Raw genomic sequence first — 21,523 nt, 5'->3', positions numbered from 1 at the left:
AGGAGCAGGATTCAGCTATGGTTTCATCGCCCGTAAGGACTCAACTCATCAGTCCCTTGACTTCTGGTGCTCTAAGGTGGGGCACGATCGTGCTTCCCAATTCAGCCCTGTTTGGCACTGACGGAATTCGCGGTCAGGCGGGAGAGGTGTTGACGGCTCCCTTAGCGCTTCAGATTGGATATTGGGCAGGACAGGTTTTAAAGTCAGCATCTTCGACGATCGCGCCCGTTATTTTGGGTCAAGATTCTCGCAACTCTAGCAATATGTTGGCGATGGCGCTATCGGCGGGTTTGACCGCAGCAGGGTTAGACGTGTGGGATCTGGGGCTGTGTCCGACTCCGATGGTGGCTCACCTGACTCATCACTGTGGGGCGATCGGGGGCATTATGATTTCTGCAAGCCACAATCCGCCCGAAGACAATGGCATCAAGTTTTTTAACCCCGATGGCACGAAGCTAGCAACGGCACTACAGCAGCAGATCGAATCGGCACTGCGGGGTCAAACAGAATTTATTTCGGCGGTTTCAGGCAATCATTGGGGGCAGCACTATCACCGATCGGATTTGGTGAGCCACTACATTGAGGCGTTGCAAACTCCTCTGACGAGTCAAACATCGCAGCCGTTGGCAGGAATGCGAGTCGTCTTAGATTTGGCGTGGGGATCGGCGACGCGACTCTCTGCCGAGGTCTTTCAAGCGCTGGGAGCCGAGACGATTTGTCTGCACGATCGACCCGATGGCAACCAGATCAACGTCAACTGTGGCTCAACCCATTTGGGGTTACTCAAAGCAGCGGTGCAAGACCACTCGGCAGAGATCGGGTTTGCCTTTGATGGCGATGCCGATCGCGTCCTCGCCGTTGACAGTCAGGGCAGAACCGTTGATGGCGATTACATTCTCTATCTTTGGGGACAGCAGCTTCTTCGATCGGGACAACTGCCTGGAAACACGATCGTCTCTACGGTGATGTCAAATCTGGGCTTTGAGCGCGCCTGGAATAAGCAAGGCGGTCAACTGATTCGGGCGGCGGTCGGCGATCAATATGTTCATGCAGAAATGATACGACACGGTGCCCAGCTTGGCGGCGAACAGTCAGGGCATATTCTCTGTCCTTCTTACAGCGTCAGTGGCGACGGCTTGTTGACTGCCTTGCATCTGGCTTGCCTGGTTCAACGATCAGGCTGCACCTTGGCGGAATTGGTTGACCAGAGTTTTCAGACTTATCCGCAGCTTTTGAAAAACGTGCGGGTTGAGGATCGCGATCGTCGGCTCAACTGGCAATCGTGCGATGCGGTGCAAACGGCGATCGAGCAAGCAGAAGCAGACATGGGCGATCGTGGGCGCATTCTCGTGCGCGCGTCTGGGACGGAACCTGTGATTCGCGTCATGGTCGAAGCTGAAACCGAGGCGCTGGTCAGCTATTGGACAGAGCAATTGGTGGCGATCGTGCAAGCCCATCTAGCATAGTTCTGCGGCAATAATTCCGCGCGCTGACGTTATTTCAACCCACTTCCAGACCATAATAGGGTCGTCATGTTGGAGATAAACCCCTATGCCTAGAACTCCGAGTGAGTTTGCTGTCCATCTCTTGCTAGAAGGTGGGCATCGCGAAGAAGTGCGGTTTGCCACGATTCAAGATTTTCAAAAATGGTATAGCGGCGAACTTGTGCCCAAGGCTGCTTCTAGTGATTTTATCAGCGTTCCCATTAAGAATATTCAAGGGGAATATATGGTGGTGCGTCCTTCTAAAGTGCTGGGAATTCGCGTTGAGCCAGTCTATTCGGGAAGCGTCGATCGCTATTGAGACTGGAGGAACTTAGGAGTTCTGAGATCGTCCCGCTTCTAGCTGAGTTGAGTTGGACAGAATGAGAAACTTACGAATCGCTGGAATCCCTCGTTTTTTGGCGCTGGTGACGTTGGGGATATCTGGAGTGTGGGTCAATCCGGCTCGATCGTTGCCCACTCCATCAGCGTCGGTCAATCCGATGATTGCGGTTCCGATGATTCCGCTCAAACCCGCGACTCAGCCGCTCAACGCCCTTGACGATCGACTGTGGGAACGTTCTAGCGATCGTCAAGCGTTGCTGACCGCGATCGACCACAGCTTACGCTATTTGCAAACGGCTCAGGCAGTTCAGGCTTATCAGAACTATCCGGTGAAAGAGATCACGCGCGATCGCGTCGATCGCAGTCTCAGACGATTTAGACAACTTGTCCTCACGTCTCGCTCTGCTCAGGATTTGCAGACAGCAATCGAGCGAGAATTTGTCTTCTATCAATCCACGGGCAAAGATACTCAGGGAACGGTGTCGTTCACAGGTTATTTTGAGCCAGTCCATAAAGCGAGTCGGGTTCGCACCGCAGTCTATCGCTATCCGCTCTATCGATCGCCCGATCTCGCTAAATTGAAACCGCCTCATCCTACTCGCCTTGAGCTAGAAGGCAAAGACGGATTGCAAGCGAATAAAGGACTGCTGCGAGGGTTGGAATTGGTGTGGTTGCCCGATCGTCTAGAAGCGTTTCTGGTGCAGGTGCAAGGCTCGGCTCGACTGCAACTCACCGATGGCACCAGGATGTCGATCGGCGTTGCCGGGCACACCAATCAACCTTACACAGGCATCGGGCGAGAATTGGTCAAAGATGGCAAACTCCGCCTCGAAGATTTGAATCTTCCCAATGTGGTGAGCTATTTTCAGCAGCATCCCGACGAGTTGGATACTTATTTGCCTCGCAATCGACGGTTTGTTTTCTTTCAAAATACTCAAGGTGCTCCCGCGATGGGGAGTTTAGGCGTTCCGGTAACGGCAGAACGCTCGATCGCCACGGACAAATCATTAATGCCACCGGGCGCGATCGCTCTGATTCAAACTCAACTGCCGATTCTGAATGCAAACAAATTCTTAGAACAGCGTCCCGTTAGCCGCTTTGTGCTGGATCAAGATACAGGGGGTGCCATTATTGGAGCGGGGCGAGTCGATATTTTTATGGGCACTGGCAAAGAAGCAGGCGATCGGGCAGGACTTGTCAACGCCACTGGACAGCTTTATTATTTGCTGCTGAAATAGGTCATCAGTTCAGCCCCTAAAGTCAATACAATAGATGCAAGCTCCCAACGGTGAAGGGCATTTCTATGACGGCAACCCAATCTGAGTTTACGCTCAAGACGCTCCCTGACCACACTCAACTTCCAGAGTCAGACGGCACCTTTGTGAAAAACTTTCAAGAACATCCTCAAAGTAGCCTCTTGACTGACTCAATTCGCCCCGTGTTGCAGAGACTTCACCCCGACGGACAGTATTGCATCGGTCAAGATTGCGGCATATATTGGCGATTGACCGAGCCTCCTGAAAAAGGAGCCGAGGCACCCGACTGGTTTTATGTGCCTAGCGTTCCGCCGATGCTGAAGGGGGTGTTTCGTCGCTCTTATGTGCTGTGGCAAGAATATGTCGCGCCCCTGATTGCCTTAGAATTTGTGTCTGGAGACGGCAGCGAAGAACGAGACCAAACGCCCGTCACAGGCAAGTTTTGGGTTTATGAACAGGCAATTCGCATCCCGTTTTATGGCATTTATGACTGTAGTAGAAGCTCGATCGAGCTATATCATCTCGTCGATAGTCGCTATCAGCCAATGACTGCCAACAAGCGCGGACATTTTCCCATTCCGCCGATGGGCGTTGAGCTAGGCATTTGGCGGGGAGAACATGAGTCGATAGAGCTTCCGTGGCTGCGCTGGTGGGATGATCAGGGCAATCTACTATCCACAGGCGACGAACGCGCTGAACGAGAGAAGCAACGGGCGGATCGACTCGCTGAACGGCTGCGTCAGATGGGCGTTGATCCCAACGAAGTCTAACCCCAACGCTTGACCTCTGATCGTTTACGGATGCACCACACTGAAATAAGAGCGCAAACTGACAGAATTCTTCTAGCGCTTGAAACTAGACTACTGACACCAGAAAATTGTTGAATGTCGATCGTAAGAGATAATCTAACCATGCTTGAATCCTACCGCCAACACGCGGCTGACCGTGCCGCTTTGGGTATTCCGCCACTTCCCCTCGATGCTCAACAAACATCAGACCTGTGTGAGTTGCTCAAACACCCGCCTGCGGGTGAAGAAGAGACGTTATTGGCGTTGCTGCGCGATCGGGTGCCTCCCGGCGTTGACCAAGCTGCTTATGTGAAAGCGGGTTTTTTGACGGCGATCGCCAAAACAGATATCACCAGTCCGCTCATTTCGCCCAAAGATGCCGTGATGCTGCTGGGCACGATGATGGGCGGCTATAACGTCCATTCGTTAATTGATCTGCTGCAATCCGACGATGCAGAATTAGCCGCAGCAGCGGTTGCCGCTCTCAGCAAAACAATGCTGATTTTCGATGCGTTTCACGATGTGCAAGTCTTGGCAGAGACGAATGCCAACGCTAGACGAGTGATGACGGCTTGGGCGGAGGCAAAATGGTTTACCGATCGTCCCGTGTTGGCAGAGGCGATCACGGTCGTCGTTTTCAAAGTGCCCGGAGAAACCAACACCGATGATTTGTCTCCGGCAACTCACGCCACGACGCGTCCTGACATTCCGCTACACGCTTTGGCGATGCTGGAATCGCGAATGCCTGGTGGGTTGCAAACTCTGGTCGAGTTAAAGCAAACAGGTCATCCCGTTGCCTATGTGGGCGATGTGGTGGGTACGGGATCGTCGCGCAAATCGGCGATCAACTCCGTTCTCTGGCACATCGGGCAAGACATTCCCTTTGTGCCCAACAAACGGACGGGCGGCTATATTTTGGGAAGCTCGATCGCGCCGATCTTTTTCAACACTGCTGAAGATTCGGGGGCGCTGCCGATTCAGTGCGACGTGTCTCAACTGGAGACGGGCATGGTGATCACGATTTACCCGTTTAAAGGCGAAGTGACGAACGAATCGGGGGACGTGATCGCGACATTTAGCTTGCAGCCTGACGCGATCGTCGATGAAGTCCGGGCGGGTGGACGGATTCCCTTAATCATCGGACGCGGATTGACCGACAAAACTCGCACCGCTTTAAACCTTGCGTCGAGCGATTTGTTTATTCGTCCCAAAATGCCTGCCGACACGGGCAAAGGCTTCACTCTGGCGCAGAAAATGGTTGGCAAAGCTTGTGGTTTGGCGGGTGTGCGTCCCGGTACGTCGTGCGAACCTGCTATGACGACAGTAGGATCACAAGACACGACGGGACCGATGACTCGTGACGAACTGAAAGAACTCGCTTGCTTGGGCTTCAGCGCTGATCTCGTGATGCAGAGTTTTTGTCACACGGCTGCCTATCCCAAACCTGTGGACATCAAAACGCATCACGACTTACCCGACTTCATCTCGTCGCGGGGTGGCGTTGCCTTGCGTCCCGGAGATGGCATCATTCACTCGTGGCTTAACCGGATGTTGATGCCAGATACCGTGGGCACAGGCGGCGATTCTCATACTCGCTTTCCGTTGGGGATTTCGTTCCCGGCGGGTTCTGGATTGGTGGCATTTGCGGCGGCGATCGGAGTCATGCCCCTCGATATGCCCGAATCGGTTCTCGTCCGCTTTAAGGGCGAGATGCAGCCCGGAATCACGCTGCGAGATTTGGTGAATGCCATCCCCTATATGGCGATTCAGAAAGGGCTGTTGACCGTCAGCAAAGAAAACAAACAGAACGTGTTTGCGGGGCGCATTCTAGAAATCGAAGGATTGCCGGATCTCAAAGTTGAGCAAGCCTTTGAGCTAACCGATGCCTCTGCCGAACGGTCTTGCGCGGGATGCACGATTAAACTCAGCCCCGAAACGGTTTCGGAGTATTTGCGATCGAACGTTGCCCTGCTGACAAATATGGTGGCACGCGGCTATGAAGATGCCCGAACTCTGATGCGTCGCGTCGCCAAAATGGAGCAATGGCTGGCAAATCCGAGTCTACTCGAAGCCGATGCCGATGCTGAATATGCTGAGATCATTGAGATCGATTTGAGCGAGATTAAAGAACCGATCGTGGCGGCTCCCAATGACCCCGACAACATCAAGTTGCTGTCAGAAGTGGCGGGAGACAAAATCGACGAAATCTTTATCGGCTCGTGCATGACCAACATCGGTCACTATCGCGCCGCCGCCAAAGTCTTAGAAGGCGTTCCCCCGGTGAGCAGTCGCCTGTGGATTTGCCCTCCGACTCGCATGGACGAACATCAACTCAAAGAAGAAGGCATCTATGGCATCTTTGGCGCATCGGGAGCCAGAACCGAGATGCCCGGATGCTCGCTGTGTATGGGCAATCAAGCGCGAGTCGGCGATAACACAACGGTCTTCTCGACTTCGACGCGCAACTTTAACAACCGCATGGGCAAAGGTGCCCAGGTCTATCTAGGCTCGGCAGAGTTGGCGGCGGCGTGTGCGTTGCTGGGTTGCATTCCCACCGTTCAAGAATATTTGGAGATGATGGCGAATAAGATTAATCCCTTTGCGGACGATCTTTATCGCTATCTCAACTTCGATCAGATTGCTGGATTTGGAGATGAGGGTCGGGTGATTCCGTTAGAAGAGATGCCTCGCATTGAAGACATTCTAGGAATGCCTGCGGTGGCTCATTAAATTGTGTTGGGTGGGCGATCGGTCAAGATTTGCTCACCCGATAACGTTGTTAGACTGCTAAACCTCGGCTTGAGCATAGATGAAAGTGGATCTTTAGTTATCAATACTTACGTGAACTTGAACTTTCAGTAAAGTATCTCTAATCACCAGCATATATAGCCATAATAGTTCAAGACGTTTAAGATTTCTAAACTATGGCTCACCCATCAAAAGTCCAGCAACCAATAGAAAGGCAGGTTAAGCGTGCCGAGAAAAAGACACAAAGAAAAGATAAAAAAGATGTGAAAACTGCAAATAGATATGCGACGCGACAGCTACGTATGCAACTGAAACATGAGCGGGACATGAAAAAAATCGAAAGTGGTTACTATCACACACGAGCTGAAAAGCTTGCAGAAGTTGGAAAACCGCTTTCTGAAGCTCTTGGAAAAAGTCTAGTACCTACCTTAGGTATACTTTCAGGCTTGATAAAAGTCGTATCACGATAATGGGCGTATTCTAAAACACGGTTGGAGCGGACAGTTGAGAAATCTTGGTAATGATGCAAAGACTACTCGCTGCTGCTCAACCAAAAGTTTAATTTCTGCGTTCATCAAGACATGAGCAATCAGCCTAAGCTTCTGGATACAGTTGCAATTCTAAATAATTTGCTCATTGAGCGATTGACTCTCGTAGAGCCAGACTATTCCTCTATAAACTATTTACCTAGTGGACTTGTGGGCACGATCGTTGAAGTCTACTAGCAAGAACAGAATAATCATTACCTAGTTGAATTTGCCGATTCTCAAGGGCAAGAATATGCGATAGCAATTCTCAAGCCAGATGAATTTCTAGTCTTACAATACGAACTCGCTACTGCTTACCTGAACGTTCTCCTGACTGTCTTCAGGCGTTCTATGATCAAATCAAGCTTATATTTCTGACTATGTTCAAAGTGGTTCCTCCTGGATTTTCACAAGAGTTCGATTATGGGTTGATGCCTTAGAGATCGCAAAGTTGCTCATGCCCAAATCGAGGTCTACAAAACAGCTTTTGAGACCTATTGAGGGAGCCGAGTTTTTCAAAGGGGGAATCGACGGCTCCCCAACTCTTTACAGTTGAATGATGGTTTTGTTGTGCAATTCCTCCACTTGAATCAGTGAACCATTACCCCCGACAATGTTGAATTTCACGAACGATCGTTCAACTTGATATCCCGGCAACACTCGAACAATCTGATACTCAGTCGTTAAATCACTCGTGCCATCCTACTTGAGCAATGCCAGTTGATTGGACGCAATCTCACTCAGTTGTGAAACAAAGTCCTCAATGCTGTCGCTAACATTCGGAAGAATGCCAGACGACATGAAGATATAACGCTCTTGCAAATCCAGCATAACGCCAACTCGATAACGCCGTTCGATCGAGCATCGCAACTCAACCGTGAACGAAATCGAGCTAGGCACGATCGTCCTAACTCCCATAGTTTTTGTCTTCTCGATTACTTCAAAGAGGACAAAAACACTGATTTCTCAGACGGTCTGTAGGGGTGAAAACTGTATGCAGGATCTTGATTCCAGCCTTTCAAGATCCCATAGCAAAGCTGACGGTGTACAATCATGAACGCCTCCTGAGTTAGTTGGTTTAACTAGGGATGGAAGTCCTCGGAGTCTGATTTGCGAGATCAGGCTTCGGGGCACAACTTCATCACTGCGATGTATTTTACAAGAGTTTTTTGTTTTTTGGAATGCTGATTTTTTGAGGAGGGGTGCGTTGCCTTCGGCTCTTGCAAAGCCGATCGTTTGTTTGGGGAAAGGAGGGGCGATCGCTCACTCAACGGTACGCCGTACTTGTAATCCTTAAGAACTCCCCGTATGCCCTAAAGATATGCAGAAGGTTTCTGCCGATTCATCTTAGTCGGTGTATTGAACAGAAAGTTTCCGTCAATCCAACCGATTTAGAGTGATATGCGGAAATTTTCTGCCGATCCACCTGTTTTGGTGTGATGTGCGGAATCTTTCTCTCTAATAACAAGTTACGCCGCAAGTCTTTAGAGGCGCAAATAGAAATCGTGTTTGCTATCACTTGAGCGATATGAGCAAATGTACTATTATTATTTCTGTTGTTTCTGATGAGACGCAAGGCTAATGGCGACTGAAAATGTTCAAGGCAAGCCGAATTATGGCATTGATGCGCCAGGTTTATTAGGCTTCTTTTTTATCGCTGGTGCAGTTGCACTCACGATCTCTCTTGTGATCCTGTTCTCATCGACATTTGGACAAATTCCAAAAATAATTGGCGGTGTGCTATTCGGCATTGCCGCTACTTACTTGCTTGGTATGGGTTGCTTCATGCTTTATGGCAGTAAAGTCATGAAGTTAAAAGACAGAGAAAAACTGCTGGATCTAGTTCAATGGTCAGGGAGTGAATTTGTTCTTGACGTGGGTTGTGGACGAGGTTTAATGCTGATAGGGGCTGCAAAGCGTCTCACATCGGGCAAGGCGATCGGCATTGATCTATGGCAGCAGGAGGATCAAGCCAACAATAGTTCTGATGCTGCACTATCAAATGCTGAAGTTGAAGGTGTTACAGAGCGCGTTGAAATCAAAACAGCCGATATGCGTCAGCTACCTTTTCCAGATGATTCTTTTGATGCTGTAGTCTCAAGTTGGGCGGTTCATAACTTAGAAGCAGAGACTGATCGGGAAAAAGCACTAGATGAAATTATTAGAGTTCTCAAGCCAAATGGTATTGTCGTTCTGTCAGATATTGTCTATCAGCTTGAGTATGCAAAATATTTTGAGCTTCGTGGCATGACAAACATTCGGCTTTATAACAATGCAATCCGAGATGTCATTCTCAAAGCAGTCACTTTTGGTAGCTTTGCGCCATCTGCTGTCTTGGCATACAAAAGTGCATAACAATCTTAACGAGTCCGCGCAAAGTTAAGTTCGATCAATGTACAGGAAGTAGCTCGCAAAGGCGCGGCATAACAACCCCATTGCAGCGGACGTACAGAGTTTCGCGCTACGTTTCAATCCTGTCTGTCGCCGCTGAATGGGAACGTTAGCTGGCTCCGCTCAGAGTTCTTGCACTCGGACTTCGAGGCGATCGCGAAACCATACGAACTCGCTGCTGCTTGACTGAACGCTCTCCTGATTGTCTTCAGGCGTTCTATGATCAAATCAAGCCTATAGTTCTTACGATGTTTAAAGTGGTTTCTCCTGGATTTTCACAAGAGTTCGATCGCTGGGTCGATGCGTTAGAGATGGCAAAGTCGCTCATGCCCCAATGCAAGTGGATGCAGGATGTCCGTATTTTTGAAGACAGAAGTTTAGTGTGGGTCTACAGTCGATCGCACAAATATCCGCAATTTGTCGGACCGGGAACCTACGATCGACTAGCAAAACGGTTTTTGTGGGAAACGATCGCAGACGAGAACTCGGTAGAAACTCCGATCGATGAGGAATCCTCTATTTAGGCAAAACAATGGCAGAACAAACCACAATGGGCGCAGTTCATACGAAGGTCAAACTTACTAATGCAGGGGATGAGAGCATGGTGAGTCGGGGAGTTTTGGCACCTCGTCATCTGCGAGTCTATGAGGGACAAGCCCTCGTCGATACGGGTGCAGTCATGTTGGTGATTCCTCAAAGCGTTGCAGACGAGCTTGGGTTGAGAATTCGAGGTCAGCAGGTGGCTCGATTTGCCAATGGCGCAGAAGAATTAGTGGGAGTGACGGAACCGCTCATCCTCGAATGTGAAGGACGCATCACAGCGGATGAGGCGCTTGTGGTAGGCGATGAAATTCTCATCGGTCAGGTGATCTTAGAAAAGCTAGATTTGCTGCCAGACTGCAAAAATCAGCGATTGATTCCCAACCCCGCTCATCCTGATTATCCCGTCTCAATGATTAAATGATTGGATAGCTATGCAACGAGAGGTTGACATATCTCGTTTTGAAGCGCTGCCTCCTGAGTTTGCATGGTTTGAATCGACTCCCTGACAATTTGGTGCGTGTCCCAACCTTGGTCATGCTGCTTTAACCAACGCTGTGCCTCATTGCCCTCTCGCAAAATCTTTTTGAGTGGCAGCAGAAAGCAGCTAAAGCCTTGTTTTTTAGAGATCGACCAAACTTCTCCATAAAGCTCCTCAACCCAATCTCGTGCCACGATGCGCTTGCCCGATCGCCAATCAATTAACTCAGCATCGAGGCTGGCGTGAGCGGCGGCGATCTCATTCGCATCGGCGATCGCGACTAAATCTTCTGCTCTCGTTGCGGCTGGCAGTTGACTTAGTTCTAATGGGTCGAGATGCGGATCTTCGATCAGTTGATGAAGTCGGGCTTCTAGCAAAGCGGTGATGGCGAGAAGCGCGATCGGGTCAGACACTAAATCACAGATTCTCAACTCCAGTCGATTGAGATTATAAGGGCGACGATCGCCATTTGGACGCACCGACGACCAGAGATGACGCACATTTTGCATCGTGCCTGCCACCAACTGCTCCTCTGTCCAGCGAATGAAGTGAGCGTGACTCTCAAATAATGGAACGTGACTCGGCGTTTTAGGAAACACCGCCCAACGGCTAGAGTGAGAGCCTGTCACCTTGCCATTCAAAAAGGGAGAGGCAGCGCTCAATGCCAGATATAACGGTGCCTCAACTCGCACTAGACGACAGGCACGCATCAACAATTCTGGGTCGCTGATGCCGACATTAATGTGAACGCTTGCCGTCACCACTTTGGTTCCGTAGGTCTGCTCGATATAGTCGTGATAGGGGTTCCCCGGATCAGATCGGTGAAACTCATCTGCTCCACTTAATGCCAAAGTGCTGCCCGGAATCAACGTGTAGTCGCCCAACTGCCGAAGATAGTGCCGGAGTTGCACTCGTGGACGGACGAGATCACACAGCGATCGCTCATATCGATAGCTCGGAGCGGTGGTGTATTCAACGTTGCGGCTGTCGGGTTCTCGCACAAAGCCATCCAACGTCGCCACAATCTTGTCAGACATGCCGACGACTTCACCCGCTGGTGTCCCCGTGTAAACCTCGATTTCAAACCCTTTTGATAGCAGCATCTCGCCTCGCAAGTTGAGCGGTATTACTCTTTTAGTATCTGGGAAAAAGGCACGACTGCGAACTATCCCAAAGAGAGGGAGACGGATTGTGATCGAGATCGAGCATAAAACCCTAGAGATGGCATACTCATCTAAGCCAGAACGTGGTAGGGAGAGCAAATCGTGGGATTGGGTAAATGGGTTGGGTTTTTAGGGTTGGTGATCTCGCTTTACATCTTGTGGGAGATTCGCCAGGTGTTGCTGTTGGTGCTTGCGGCAGTCGTGTTTGCCACGGCACTCAATAGCTTGGTGCGTCGCCTCCAGCGAGCTGGGTTGAAGCGAAGAGGAGCGGTGGCGCTCTCAATAATTGTTTTTGTGTTGCTGTTGCTCGTCTTTATTGGGCTAATTGTGCCGCCGTTTATTTCTCAGTTTCAGCAGCTCGTTGAACTCGTGCCTAAAGGACTTGATAACCTCCAAAATCGGTTTCAAGATATGCAGGGCATGATTCCGGGTTATTCTCAATATCTGCCAGGAGTCGATGATCTGATTCGGCAAATTCAACCCTTAGCCGCACGGGTTGCCGGAAACTTTTTCTCCTGGTTTTCAAACGCACTCGCGATCGTCATTAATCTTCTGCTCGTGGTGATTTTGACGGTGATGTTTTTGATCAATCCTCAACCCTATCGCCGAGGGTTTGTGCTGCTGTTTCCCTCGTTTTATCGGCGACGCGCTGATCAAATTTTGTCTCTGTGCGAGATTGCCCTGGTGAACTGGATTGGCGGCATTCTAATCAACATGGTCGTAATCGGGACGGTGAGCGGCATTGGCTTGCTGGTTTTGCGGGTGCCTCTCGTGTTAGCAAATGCCCTGTTAGCCGGGTTGTTAGAAGCGATTCCGAATGTGGGTCCGACGCTGAGTGTGATTCCACCCGTGGCGATCGCGCTGATCGAAGATCCCGTAAAAGCAGGAGCCGTTGTGGTTCTGTATATTGTGATTCAACAGCTTGAGCAATATTTGCTTGTGCCGTTTGTGATGTCAAAGCAGCTATCGATGCTTCCGGCAGTGACGCTGTTGTCTCAAGTCATCTTTGCCATCTTTTTCGGGTTTTTAGGCTTATTTCTCGCCATTCCTTTAGTGATTGTGGGTCACATTTGGCTGCAAGAAGTCTTGGTGAAAGATATTCTTGACCCCTGGCAAGACAGCGAGAAGTTTCGATCTGACGTGCCGACTCTTCTCGAAGCATCGCCTGCCGAGAGTTCAGATTCAGAACACTCTTGAAACTTCCCCATCAGTCTGATGTCTAGCTACGATCGGATCTACGCTATCGTTCGCCAAATCCCTTATGGGCAAGTGGCGACTTATGGGCAGGTGGCAGAATTGGCAGATCTGGCGGGTCGAGCGCGTCTGGTCGGTTATGCCCTGTTTCGAGTTAGCCCACTCCAAGACGATGTGCCCTGGCATCGAGTCATCAATGCTAAGGGCGAGATTTCTGAGTCACCCTTTCGCAACGGTGGAGATTATTTGCAGCGATCGCTCCTAGAATCTGAAGGCGTTCAGTTTAGCCCGACCGGAAAAATCAGCTTATCTCACTATCGCTGGCAACCGGATTAGATCAGTAGACCTCCTGCGTGAATCTGGACAGCCCTCCTCACGAAGTGGGGCAAGCTCTCGCCAACCCTTCTCAAGGAGAAGCAAGGTGATTTTATACAAGAACAAGAAAATGAGAATGAACTGAATAGATACTGCTCAGTCGTAGGAAAATGAGGATGGACTGAGTAGTGATTCATCGATTCAGTCCATGACCCTCATAGAGCAATTAAAGCAAATTCCCGACCCTCGAAAGATCAAAGGTCGTCGACATCCCTGGCGGATGATTCTATTTCTCAGCCTCCTGGGGTTTCTGTGCGGCTACCGCGGGTATCGCCCCTTGGCAGACTTTTGCTGGCACCATCAATCGAGTTTGGTCATCTGCTGGACTTACCCAATAGGCAAGCGATGCCGTCCTATTCGACCTTTCGGCACAGTTTTCTGCAAGTCGAGCCTCAGGGATGGATTGAGACGTTTAATCAGTGGGCACTGGCAACCTTGCCCGAAACGAGGTGAATGCCATCGAACAGGACTATCTTCTGGCACTCAAATCCAGTCAAGCCGAGACTCTGACCTAAACTGAACCCGCTTTGACGGTCGCCGTAGAGCAAGATCATTCTCATGGGCGCAGCGTTCAGCGCTCTGTGCAAGTTGTTTACCTCACCCCCAACCCTGCAACGTGAATTGGGCAGTTCTCAATACGTTCATCACCTTGGCAAGACGGCAGCGGTGGCGCACCGTTCCACAAGCCCTCAGGTCTTGGGCGAATCAACTGCATCAGGTCTTTTATTTCCTTGTATGAAACCACCCTGCCCCAGATTGGGGGATTTAGGAGGCGAGGATCTCAGCAACGACCGATCGAAAGACTTGTGTGTACACGGTAGCCCTAAGGAGAGGGAACAAGAGGTTCTAGTTCCCTTCTCCCTGGGGAGAAGGGTTGGCGAGGGCTTGCCCCACTTCGTGAGGAGGGCGAAGGATTCACGCAGGAGGTCTATTCTTGAATAGTGCACAGCAAAGATGAGGAGTTCTTACTCGCCTCCCCCAAATCGATAGCCTTTGCCGTACACGGTTGAGATCAGGGGCGGTTCTCCTTCAGACTCAATTTTGCGACGCAGTAAGCGAATCTGAGCGGCGAGTGCATTACTCATTGGCTTTTCGCCATCGCTCCAGAGATGTTGAAAAATCTGGTCGTGGGCCAGCAGTTGATTGGGTTGGCGCATGAAATATTCCAGCAGTTGACTTTCTTTTTCAGAAAGCTCGATCGCCCGTCCTTTGCGATAAGCGATTTGATTTTGAGAATCTAGCTCTAGATCATCGACGCGGAGCCGCAAATCAGGAGCAGATTCTAACGTCGCAGGACGACGCAGTAAGGCTCTGACTCGTGCCAATAATTCTCTTAGCTCAAAGGGCTTGATTAGATAGTCGTCGGCTCCAGCGTCGAGTCCCTGCACGCGATCGTCGATTGTGTCTTTAGCCGTCAAAAACAAAACTGGGGTGGTGTCACCACGCGATCGCAGCCGTTGACACAGATCGAGTCCTGACTCGTGGGGCAACATCCAATCTAAGATGAGCAAGTCATAGCGATTTTGCTCGACCAGCAGTGCCCCTTCACGACCATCATGTGCTACATCCACGACATAACCTTCTCGCATCAGTAAGCGACTAAGTGGGTCAGCCATTTCGATTTCGTCATCGACCAAGAGAATCTGCATACAGGGAAGGATGAGGGACGAAGGATAAATTAGGCTAGGAGTCGCTCAACCTTCTATTCTTTATTTTAGAACTGATTCTTAATTCTTCTTCGCCCCTTACTCTTCCCATGATTACCGTCGCATTACCCAAAGGTGCTTTGCTCAAAGACAGCATTCGATTGCTGCAAGCGATCGGGCTTGACTTTAGCGCATTTCTAGAGTCGGGCAACCGTCAACTGCAAATCACCGATCCCACAAACACTGCAAAAGCGCTGCTGGTTAGAAATTCAGATGTGTCGGTCTACGTCGAATATGGACAGGCGCAGTTGGGCGTGGTCGGCTATGATGTGCTGCGCGAAAAAAGCGCCAATGTTGCCCAATTGGTCGATTTAGGGTTTGGGCATTGCCGGATGTCGGTCGCAGTCAAGGCATCGAGTCCTTATCGATCGAGCCTCGAACTTCCGCTCAACGGGCGAGTCGCCTCTAAATTTGTTCACTGTGCTTACGATTATTTTCAGAGCTTAGATTTGCCTGTGGAGATTATTCCACTCTCTGGCTCGGTGGAGTTGGGTCCGATCACAGGGATGTCTGAAGCGATCGTCGATTTAGTCGCCACGGGCAACACGCTGCGAGAAAACGGCTTGATTGAAATCGATGTGCTGTTTCAAAGTACGGCTCGGCTGATCGCCCACCCTCTTAGCTATCGCCTTGACACCGATGGGCTGTGCACCTGCATCGAGCAGATTCGTCGGCAGGTGAGTCAACCCGCGCTGAAGGTCTAATCTTCGTTAAGCTTAAGCAACTGTCTTCCCTGGGCTTGTGCGATCGTGCCGCAAGCTTTTATCTAACCATCATGACCCACTCTCTCGCTGATCGCCCCGATCGCCGCCCTAAAGAAACCGATTGGCGACTTTTTTTGCGGCTGGTTCCCTACGCTAAAAAGAATATGCGGCTGTTGCTGCTGTCGATGGTGTTTTTGGTGCCATCGGCGATCGCTAACGCCCTTCAGCCGATTTTGATCGGTCAGACCGTCTCGCTGCTCAAACGTGAGTCTACTAGCCTGGGCTTTTTTGGTGTCCAGCTTGACTTTCTCGAAGGTCGATCGCTGACCGACGGACTCAATTTTGTGGCGAGTTTGCTGTTAGCCACGATTTTGACTCGACTGATTTTAGACGGCACTCAGAGCTATCTCGTGCAAAAAGTCGGGCAGCGCATTACCGCAGGCATCCGCAGCGATTTGTTTGATCATGTCACGTCTTTGGCGGTTCGGTTTTTCGATCGCACTCCGGTTGGACGCTTGATCACTCGCCTCACTAGCGATGTCGAAGCGCTGGGAGAAGTCTTCTCGACAGGCGCGATCGGGGTCGTCAATGACTTGTTTTCGATCCTTGTGATCACGGTGATTATGTTTGCTCGGCAGTGGCAATTGGCAACTCTGCTCGTGCTGATGCTGTTACCCGTGACGGGGCTGATTATTTATTTTCAGCAGCAATATCGCAAAGCGAACTATAAAGCAAGAGAAGAATTATCTTCGCTCAACTCGATGTTGCAGGAAAATATTACGGGGATCGGAGTCGTTCAGCTATTTCGACGTGAGCAATTTAACGGCGAATTATTTCGCACGGTCAACAAGCGCTACATTCACGAGGTCGATCGGACGATTTTTCACGACTCTGCGGTGTCCGCTACGCTGGAATGGATTTCTCTCGTCGCGATTTCGGGGGTTTTGGGCGTTGGCGGCTGGCTCGTGATGAACCGACAACTCGATTTTGGGCTGTTGTCTACGTTCATTTTGTTTGCTCAACGTTTATTTGATCCGCTGCGTCAGTTTGCTGAGAAATTCACCGCGATTCAAGCCGGATTCACGGCAGTCGAGCGGGTCAGCGACATTATGAACGAACCGATCGAGATCCGCGATCCCGAAAAAGCACACGAGAGAAAGGGAGCCAACTTAACGCTCAAAACGCCCGATGCTCCCGGTGAGATTCAGTTTGAGCACGTTTGGTTTGCCTACAAGCAAGATGACTATGTTCTCCAAGACTTAGATTTCACGATTCGCCCTGGTGAGAAAGTCGCCTTGGTCGGACCCACCGGAGCCGGAAAAAGCTCGATCATTCGCCTGTTAAGTCGCCTCTATGAGCCAACCAACGGGCGAATTTTACTCGACGGTATTGATATCCGTCAATTGCCCCAAGCAGAACTGCGGCGACGGATGGCAATCATTTTGCAAGACGGGTTCCTGTTCGCTGGAGATGTCAAGAGCAACATCACCCTGGGGGAAACCTATACCTTTGATCAGATTCGATCGGCGGCTGAAAACACCAACGTGGCAAGTTTGATCGAGCAGTTGCCCCAAGGCTACAATACGCTGCTGCGTGAGCGGGGCACCAATCTGTCTGGCGGACAAAAACAACTGCTGGCGTTTGCTCGTGCTGCAATTCGCGATCCCCAGATCTTAGTCCTTGATGAAGCGACAGCAAACCTGGATGTAGGCACTGAATCGCTGATTCAAGAAGCCTTAGAACGCCTGTTAGAAGCCCGTACCGCGATTATTATTGCCCACCGACTTTCGACGATTCGGAATGTCGATCGCATCTTAGTTCTCAAGCGAGGGCAGCTTGTCGAGTCAGGCAGTCACGACGCATTACTAAGCCAAGGCGGACTTTACGCGAGTCTCTATCAACTACAAATGCTAGAAAGCTAATTCTTTTTTGGACTATTTTTAACCCTGCTCTTTTGCCTGCATGAATTGCTCAACATCTGCCACGGCTTGCTCTAACGTGTCGAGAGTGAGTGCTACGGGAACCTCAGAGGGCTTGTCAATTACCACCTCAACGACTTTCGACGCAGGAAGTGCAGGTTGACCCGCTTCAAAGCAGAGGGTTTCTTGCAGTTTATCGAGCGACTCAATAAATGCTCTCGCTGCGGCACGTCGCGCGTCTTGCTGTTGCAGATCCATCATGCTTGACTCCAAATTCAAGGATCAAAACCTTAGACTGTTTGGGCTTCAAAAATGGTCAGCTATCACAAAGCGATCGCCGACTCAGCCTTCAGGTTTTGTTGATCACAGTTTCATCGGGCATCCACCCAGATCAGAATGCCCAATCTAAACTAAATCGTTTCATTACGATTCAGACTTCGCTGTTGATGATAACTTCATACCGCTTCGTTGTCTTCAAAACTGACTTCTTTCGAGCACTCTCGTTTGAAAGGTTGTCTGATCCACCCTCAGCAGACGAAAATAAATAAAGCAACCACCAGCACCGGGAGGCAGATGTGACAGACGGATTTGATTACGATTTGGTAATTATCGGCGCGGGCGTTGGCGGACATGGTGCAGCTCTCCATGCGGTTGACTGTGGATTAAAGACCGCCATCATTGAGGCGGCAGATATGGGCGGCACCTGCGTCAATCGGGGCTGCATTCCGTCTAAGGCGCTGTTGGCGGCGGCGGGTCGCGTGCGAGAACTCCGCAACGCCCACCACTTAAAGTCATTGGGCATTCAGGTCGGCAATGTCTCGTTCGATCGAGGCGAGATCGCCACTCATGCAGGCAACATGGTCGCTAAACAACAAGACGGGCTAGTCAACAGCCTGAAGCGGGTCGGAGTCGAGGTGATTCATGGCTGGGGTCGGGTCGCAGGGTCGCAAAAGGTGTCCGTTACCACTGACGCAGGCGAGAAAATCATCACGGCAAAAGACATCATTCTCGCGCCGGGATCAGTGCCCTTTGTGCCTCCTGGCGCGCAAATCGACGGCAAAACCGTGTTTACGAGCGACGACGCGATCAAGCTAGAGACGTTGCCCCCGTGGATCGCGATCGTTGGCAGCGGCTATATCGGACTCGAATTTGCCGATGTCTACACCGCTCTCGGCTGCGAGGTGACGATGATCGAAGCGCTCGATCAGCTCATGCCCGGATTCGATCCCGATATTGCCAAGCTCGCGCAGCGCATTCTGATTGCCCCTCGCGATATCGAGACCAAAGTTGGAATGCTGGCGATGAAAGTCACTCCTGGTTCGCCTGTGGTGATTGAGCTTGCCGATGCCAAAACCAAGGAAATCGTCGAAGTTCTCGAAGTCGATGCGTGTTTGATCGCGACGGGTCGGATTCCGGTTGCCAAAGAGATAGGGTTAGAATCGGTCAGCGTCGAGTTAGATCGACGAGGCTACATTCCCGTTAACGATCGCTTAGAAGTCCTTTCAGCCGGAGAATCTGTTCCGCACCTCTGGGCGATCGGAGACGCAACAGGCAAGATGATGCTGGCTCATGCGGCTTCTGCCCAGGGCGTGATTGCGGTTGAAAATATGTGCGGACGTGATCGCAAAGTAGACTATCGCAGCATTCCCGCCGCCGCGTTTACGCATCCTGAAATCAGCTTTGTGGGCATGACCGAGCCTGCGGCACAAGAATTAGGCGAAGCGGAGGGATTTGAAGTGTCTGCGGTGCGAACTTACTTTAAAGGCAACGCCAAAGCGCTGGCTGAAGGAGAAGTTGACGGAATCGCTAAACTAATCTATCGATCGGACACTGGAGAAGTCTTGGGCGTTCATATCATTGGGCTTCACGCCGCAGACTTGATTCAGGAAGCAGCAAACGCGATCGCCAATCGTCAATCGGTGCGATCGTTGGCGTTCTTAGTCCACACCCATCCCACGCTATCCGAGATTCTAGACGAAGCCTATAAACGAGCCGCCGTCCATTGATATCAAGGCTACGGCGTACACACGAGTCTTTCGATCAGTCATCGCTGAGACCCTCGCTCCCTAAATCCCCTATGCTGGCAGGGCTGATTAGTTGTCACCAGATAAAATCTACAAGCTTGAGTCTTCGTTCAGCATCAGAATGATGCCTTAACGCAAGATAAAGGGTACAGATTTTCTTTCTCGACCTTAAATTAGCCCTGCCTATGCTGGGGGATTTTGAGATGAAACGAGGTTTTAGAGGTCAAGTCATTGATCTCGTTCAAAGTCACCCAATTTTGATGAGTCACTGCGTTGGGCGGGTTCCCCGACTTAAAGCAAGTGACGTAGGGGATTTAGGGGGCATGAGCCGACTCAAACGAAGCGACGAGGACTGATGTGCACACGGTAGGACATCAAGGAGATGGATGGTTAGAGGATGATCTGATACCATTCAAAGATTCTCTAGCCGTACCGTTCAAAACTCAGAATTCTCAAGGAATTGCGTTACTCTACTAAATAAGAGTTTGTGTCGGTCAACTCTGGTCAAAACGGCTGGAACCTGATTAGGCTCAAGTTTCATTGACTTTAAGTTTCTTTTGTGGTTTCTGGCTACCCTAATGGAGATTCGTCGTCGTCAGCCCAATCCCGCTATTACGATTCCTCAGATCCAATATCAGACAACGGTTCCTGATTCTGCTCCGCGTCACATTTTAGAAGAGATCGTTTGGGAAAAAGAAGTCGAAGTCGCTAAAATGCGCGATCGTCTCCCTTTGATGGAGCTGCAGAAAAAAATGCAGACGATCGCGCCAACCCGCGATTTTGTGACGGCTCTACGTCAGGGAAAAACTCACCCAGCGGTGATCGCCGAAGTGAAGAAGGCATCGCCCAGCAAAGGAGTGATTCGAGAAGACTTTGACGCGGTGGCGATCGCCCAATCCTATGTGAAAGGTGGGGCATCGTGTCTGTCTGTCCTCACCGATCGAAAGTTTTTTCAAGGCAGCTTTGAGAATCTCTCGCGCATTCGTGAAGGGGTCGATTTGCCGCTGCTGTGTAAAGATTTCATCATTTACCCTTATCAGATGTATTGGGCGCGGCTGCAAGGAGCCGATGCGGTTTTGCTAATTGCGGCGATATTGCCCGACACAGACTTGCAGTATTTTCTGAAAATCGTCAAAGCGTTGGGCATGGTGGCTTTGATTGAGGTGCACACGCTTGAAGAACTCGATCGCGTTCTCTCTCTCGACGGAGTGACGATGGTAGGCATCAACAACCGCAACCTTAAAGACTTCTCAGTAGATCTTGACACTACTTGTCAACTGCTGGCGGCGAGAGGCAATCAACTGACAGAAAAGGAAATTTTAGTCGTCAGCGAATCAGGGCTACACACTCCTGCCGACCTCGATTTAGTGGTTAATGCGGGTGCTCAGGCAGCTCTCGTGGGAGAATCCTTAATCAGACAGCCCGATCCGGGTCAGGCGCTTGCGCGGTTGGTGACTCGTTAGGCTAATATTTCTCGTCGATCGTTTTTTCCTTTAGCCAGGTTAGCGTTACATGGAGCCGATTCCTCTCCCTTCGCATATTCACTATGAATTGTTGCTGCAACTTCTAGAGCGGCAGACAATGTTTGCCGTAACTCAGAAAAAACATCAGCGAGAGCAAGTTCACCAGTTGATCATCACGCTGCGAAAAGCATATTCTCAACAAAAACATCTGGAAGAAGACTGTCAGCGCAGTCAATTAGAGGTTGAATATCGCTGGTCGCTGAATAGCCTTGAAGCCCCTCCTAACGTCGAAAAGGCTGCAAAAACCTCACAAGAGCCTAAAATCTCCTGACCTCGCGCGATCGCCGATTTGTCCCGTCGCTAATATTTCTGATTTTGCGTCTACTATAAAAGCTAATTCTCCTAAGTGGAATCGGGT

At 50.5% G+C, this 21,523-nt stretch carries 22 protein-coding genes and 1 pseudogene; 19 read left to right on the top strand and 4 right to left on the bottom strand.

What is annotated here, in order from left to right:
* The first annotated feature begins 17 nt into the window (after window positions 1-17).
* The 7 genes from glmM to A8707_RS29200 all read left to right on the top strand — a co-directional run bounded on the left by glmM (window position 18) and on the right by A8707_RS29200 (window position 7,343).
* On the top strand, window positions 18-1,466 hold the full coding sequence (glmM, locus tag A8707_RS18555; RefSeq protein ID WP_068818692.1) for a phosphoglucosamine mutase: 1,449 nt from the start codon (window positions 18-20) through the stop codon (window positions 1,464-1,466).
* A gap of 85 nt (window positions 1,467-1,551) precedes the next feature.
* On the top strand, window positions 1,552-1,803 hold the full coding sequence (locus A8707_RS18550; RefSeq protein WP_068818691.1) for a hypothetical protein: 252 nt from the start codon (window positions 1,552-1,554) through the stop codon (window positions 1,801-1,803).
* Between the two features lie 61 nt (window positions 1,804-1,864).
* Window positions 1,865-3,064, top strand: a complete 1,200-nt coding sequence (gene mltA, locus A8707_RS18545; RefSeq protein WP_068818690.1) for a murein transglycosylase A — start codon at window positions 1,865-1,867, stop codon at window positions 3,062-3,064.
* A 65-nt stretch (window positions 3,065-3,129) separates the two neighbouring features.
* Complete coding sequence (locus A8707_RS18540; protein ID WP_068818689.1) at window positions 3,130-3,852, top strand: Uma2 family endonuclease; 723 nt, start codon at window positions 3,130-3,132, stop codon at window positions 3,850-3,852.
* A 141-nt stretch (window positions 3,853-3,993) separates the two neighbouring features.
* Window positions 3,994-6,600, top strand: a complete 2,607-nt coding sequence (gene acnB / locus A8707_RS18535; protein WP_068818704.1) for a bifunctional aconitate hydratase 2/2-methylisocitrate dehydratase — start codon at window positions 3,994-3,996, stop codon at window positions 6,598-6,600.
* A gap of 194 nt (window positions 6,601-6,794) precedes the next feature.
* Window positions 6,795-7,088 carry a hypothetical protein gene (locus A8707_RS18530; protein WP_068818688.1) on the top strand — a complete coding sequence of 98 codons (294 nt, stop codon included), beginning with the start codon at window positions 6,795-6,797 and terminating at the stop codon, window positions 7,086-7,088.
* A 111-nt stretch (window positions 7,089-7,199) separates the two neighbouring features.
* Window positions 7,200-7,343, top strand: a complete 144-nt coding sequence (locus tag A8707_RS29200) for a hypothetical protein (protein ID WP_197484876.1) — start codon at window positions 7,200-7,202, stop codon at window positions 7,341-7,343.
* Window positions 7,344-7,847: 504 nt separating this feature from the next.
* Here the strand turns inward: A8707_RS29200 and A8707_RS18525 are convergent.
* Window positions 7,848-8,063, bottom strand: a complete 216-nt coding sequence (locus tag A8707_RS18525; RefSeq protein ID WP_068818687.1) for a hypothetical protein — start codon at window positions 8,061-8,063, stop codon at window positions 7,848-7,850.
* Window positions 8,064-8,726: 663 nt separating this feature from the next.
* On the opposite strand from A8707_RS18525, the gene A8707_RS18520 reads away from it, so the two are divergent.
* The 3 genes from A8707_RS18520 to A8707_RS18510 all read left to right on the top strand — a co-directional run bounded on the left by A8707_RS18520 (window position 8,727) and on the right by A8707_RS18510 (window position 10,500).
* Complete coding sequence (locus tag A8707_RS18520) at window positions 8,727-9,500, top strand: class I SAM-dependent methyltransferase (RefSeq protein WP_068818686.1); 774 nt, start codon at window positions 8,727-8,729, stop codon at window positions 9,498-9,500.
* A 284-nt stretch (window positions 9,501-9,784) separates the two neighbouring features.
* Complete coding sequence (locus A8707_RS18515; protein WP_068818685.1) at window positions 9,785-10,060, top strand: hypothetical protein; 276 nt, start codon at window positions 9,785-9,787, stop codon at window positions 10,058-10,060.
* An 8-nt stretch (window positions 10,061-10,068) separates the two neighbouring features.
* Window positions 10,069-10,500 (top strand): retroviral-like aspartic protease family protein, encoded by a 432-nt coding sequence (locus A8707_RS18510; protein ID WP_068818684.1) that lies wholly within the window; start codon window positions 10,069-10,071, stop codon window positions 10,498-10,500.
* Window positions 10,501-10,508: 8 nt separating this feature from the next.
* On the opposite strand, the gene gshA is transcribed toward A8707_RS18510, so the two are convergent.
* Window positions 10,509-11,660 (bottom strand): glutamate--cysteine ligase, encoded by a 1,152-nt coding sequence (gene gshA, locus A8707_RS18505; RefSeq protein ID WP_068818683.1) that lies wholly within the window; start codon window positions 11,658-11,660, stop codon window positions 10,509-10,511.
* A gap of 162 nt (window positions 11,661-11,822) precedes the next feature.
* Between gshA and A8707_RS18500 the strand changes: the two genes are divergently transcribed.
* The 4 genes and pseudogenes from A8707_RS18500 (at window position 11,823) to A8707_RS29840 (ending at window position 13,742) form a co-directional block, all read left to right on the top strand.
* Window positions 11,823-12,917 (top strand): AI-2E family transporter, encoded by a 1,095-nt coding sequence (locus tag A8707_RS18500; protein ID WP_068818682.1) that lies wholly within the window; start codon window positions 11,823-11,825, stop codon window positions 12,915-12,917.
* Between the two features lie 18 nt (window positions 12,918-12,935).
* A complete protein-coding gene (locus A8707_RS18495) occupies window positions 12,936-13,250 on the top strand; it encodes an MGMT family protein (protein ID WP_068818681.1) in 315 nt (104 codons plus the stop codon).
* Between the two features lie 187 nt (window positions 13,251-13,437).
* Window positions 13,438-13,542 (top strand): annotated as a pseudogene (locus A8707_RS30685) (hypothetical protein); the annotation flags it as partial.
* Window positions 13,543-13,577: 35 nt separating this feature from the next.
* On the top strand, window positions 13,578-13,742 hold the full coding sequence (locus A8707_RS29840) for a hypothetical protein (protein ID WP_231948090.1): 165 nt from the start codon (window positions 13,578-13,580) through the stop codon (window positions 13,740-13,742).
* A 512-nt stretch (window positions 13,743-14,254) separates the two neighbouring features.
* On the opposite strand, the gene rppA is transcribed toward A8707_RS29840, so the two are convergent.
* A complete protein-coding gene (gene rppA, locus A8707_RS18490) occupies window positions 14,255-14,938 on the bottom strand; it encodes a two-component system response regulator RppA (protein WP_068818680.1) in 684 nt (227 codons plus the stop codon).
* A 107-nt stretch (window positions 14,939-15,045) separates the two neighbouring features.
* Here rppA and hisG point away from each other — a divergent pair, with 107 nt between their 5' ends.
* Window positions 15,046-15,699 carry an ATP phosphoribosyltransferase gene (gene hisG, locus A8707_RS18485; protein ID WP_068818679.1) on the top strand — a complete coding sequence of 218 codons (654 nt, stop codon included), beginning with the start codon at window positions 15,046-15,048 and terminating at the stop codon, window positions 15,697-15,699.
* Between the two features lie 71 nt (window positions 15,700-15,770).
* A complete protein-coding gene (locus tag A8707_RS18480; RefSeq protein ID WP_068818678.1) occupies window positions 15,771-17,621 on the top strand; it encodes an ABC transporter ATP-binding protein in 1,851 nt (616 codons plus the stop codon).
* Window positions 17,622-17,639: 18 nt separating this feature from the next.
* Here the strand turns inward: A8707_RS18480 and A8707_RS18475 are convergent, their stop codons facing one another.
* Window positions 17,640-17,879: a hypothetical protein gene (locus A8707_RS18475; protein WP_156518702.1), complete on the bottom strand. Its 240-nt coding sequence runs from the start codon at window positions 17,877-17,879 to the stop codon at window positions 17,640-17,642.
* A gap of 314 nt (window positions 17,880-18,193) precedes the next feature.
* Between A8707_RS18475 and lpdA the strand changes: the two genes are divergently transcribed.
* The 3 genes from lpdA (at window position 18,194) to A8707_RS18455 (ending at window position 21,436) form a co-directional block, all read left to right on the top strand.
* Entirely contained in the window at window positions 18,194-19,624 is a 1,431-nt protein-coding gene (gene lpdA, locus A8707_RS18465) for a dihydrolipoyl dehydrogenase (protein WP_068818675.1), read from the top strand.
* A gap of 596 nt (window positions 19,625-20,220) precedes the next feature.
* The gene (gene trpC, locus A8707_RS18460) at window positions 20,221-21,105 is read left to right on the top strand and encodes an indole-3-glycerol phosphate synthase TrpC (protein ID WP_068818674.1); all 885 of its coding nucleotides are present in this window, start codon (window positions 20,221-20,223) and stop codon (window positions 21,103-21,105) included.
* Between the two features lie 49 nt (window positions 21,106-21,154).
* Entirely contained in the window at window positions 21,155-21,436 is a 282-nt protein-coding gene (locus tag A8707_RS18455; RefSeq protein ID WP_068818673.1) for a DUF5340 domain-containing protein, read from the top strand.
* Window positions 21,437-21,523 lie beyond the last annotated feature (87 nt).

It is taken from the genome of Phormidesmis priestleyi BC1401 (genome assembly GCF_001650195.1).
GTDB lineage: Bacteria > Cyanobacteriota > Cyanobacteriia > Leptolyngbyales > Leptolyngbyaceae > Phormidesmis_A > Phormidesmis_A priestleyi_B.
Note: the sequence above shows the minus strand (reverse complement) of the source record. Positions and strands in the feature narration are given on the sequence as shown.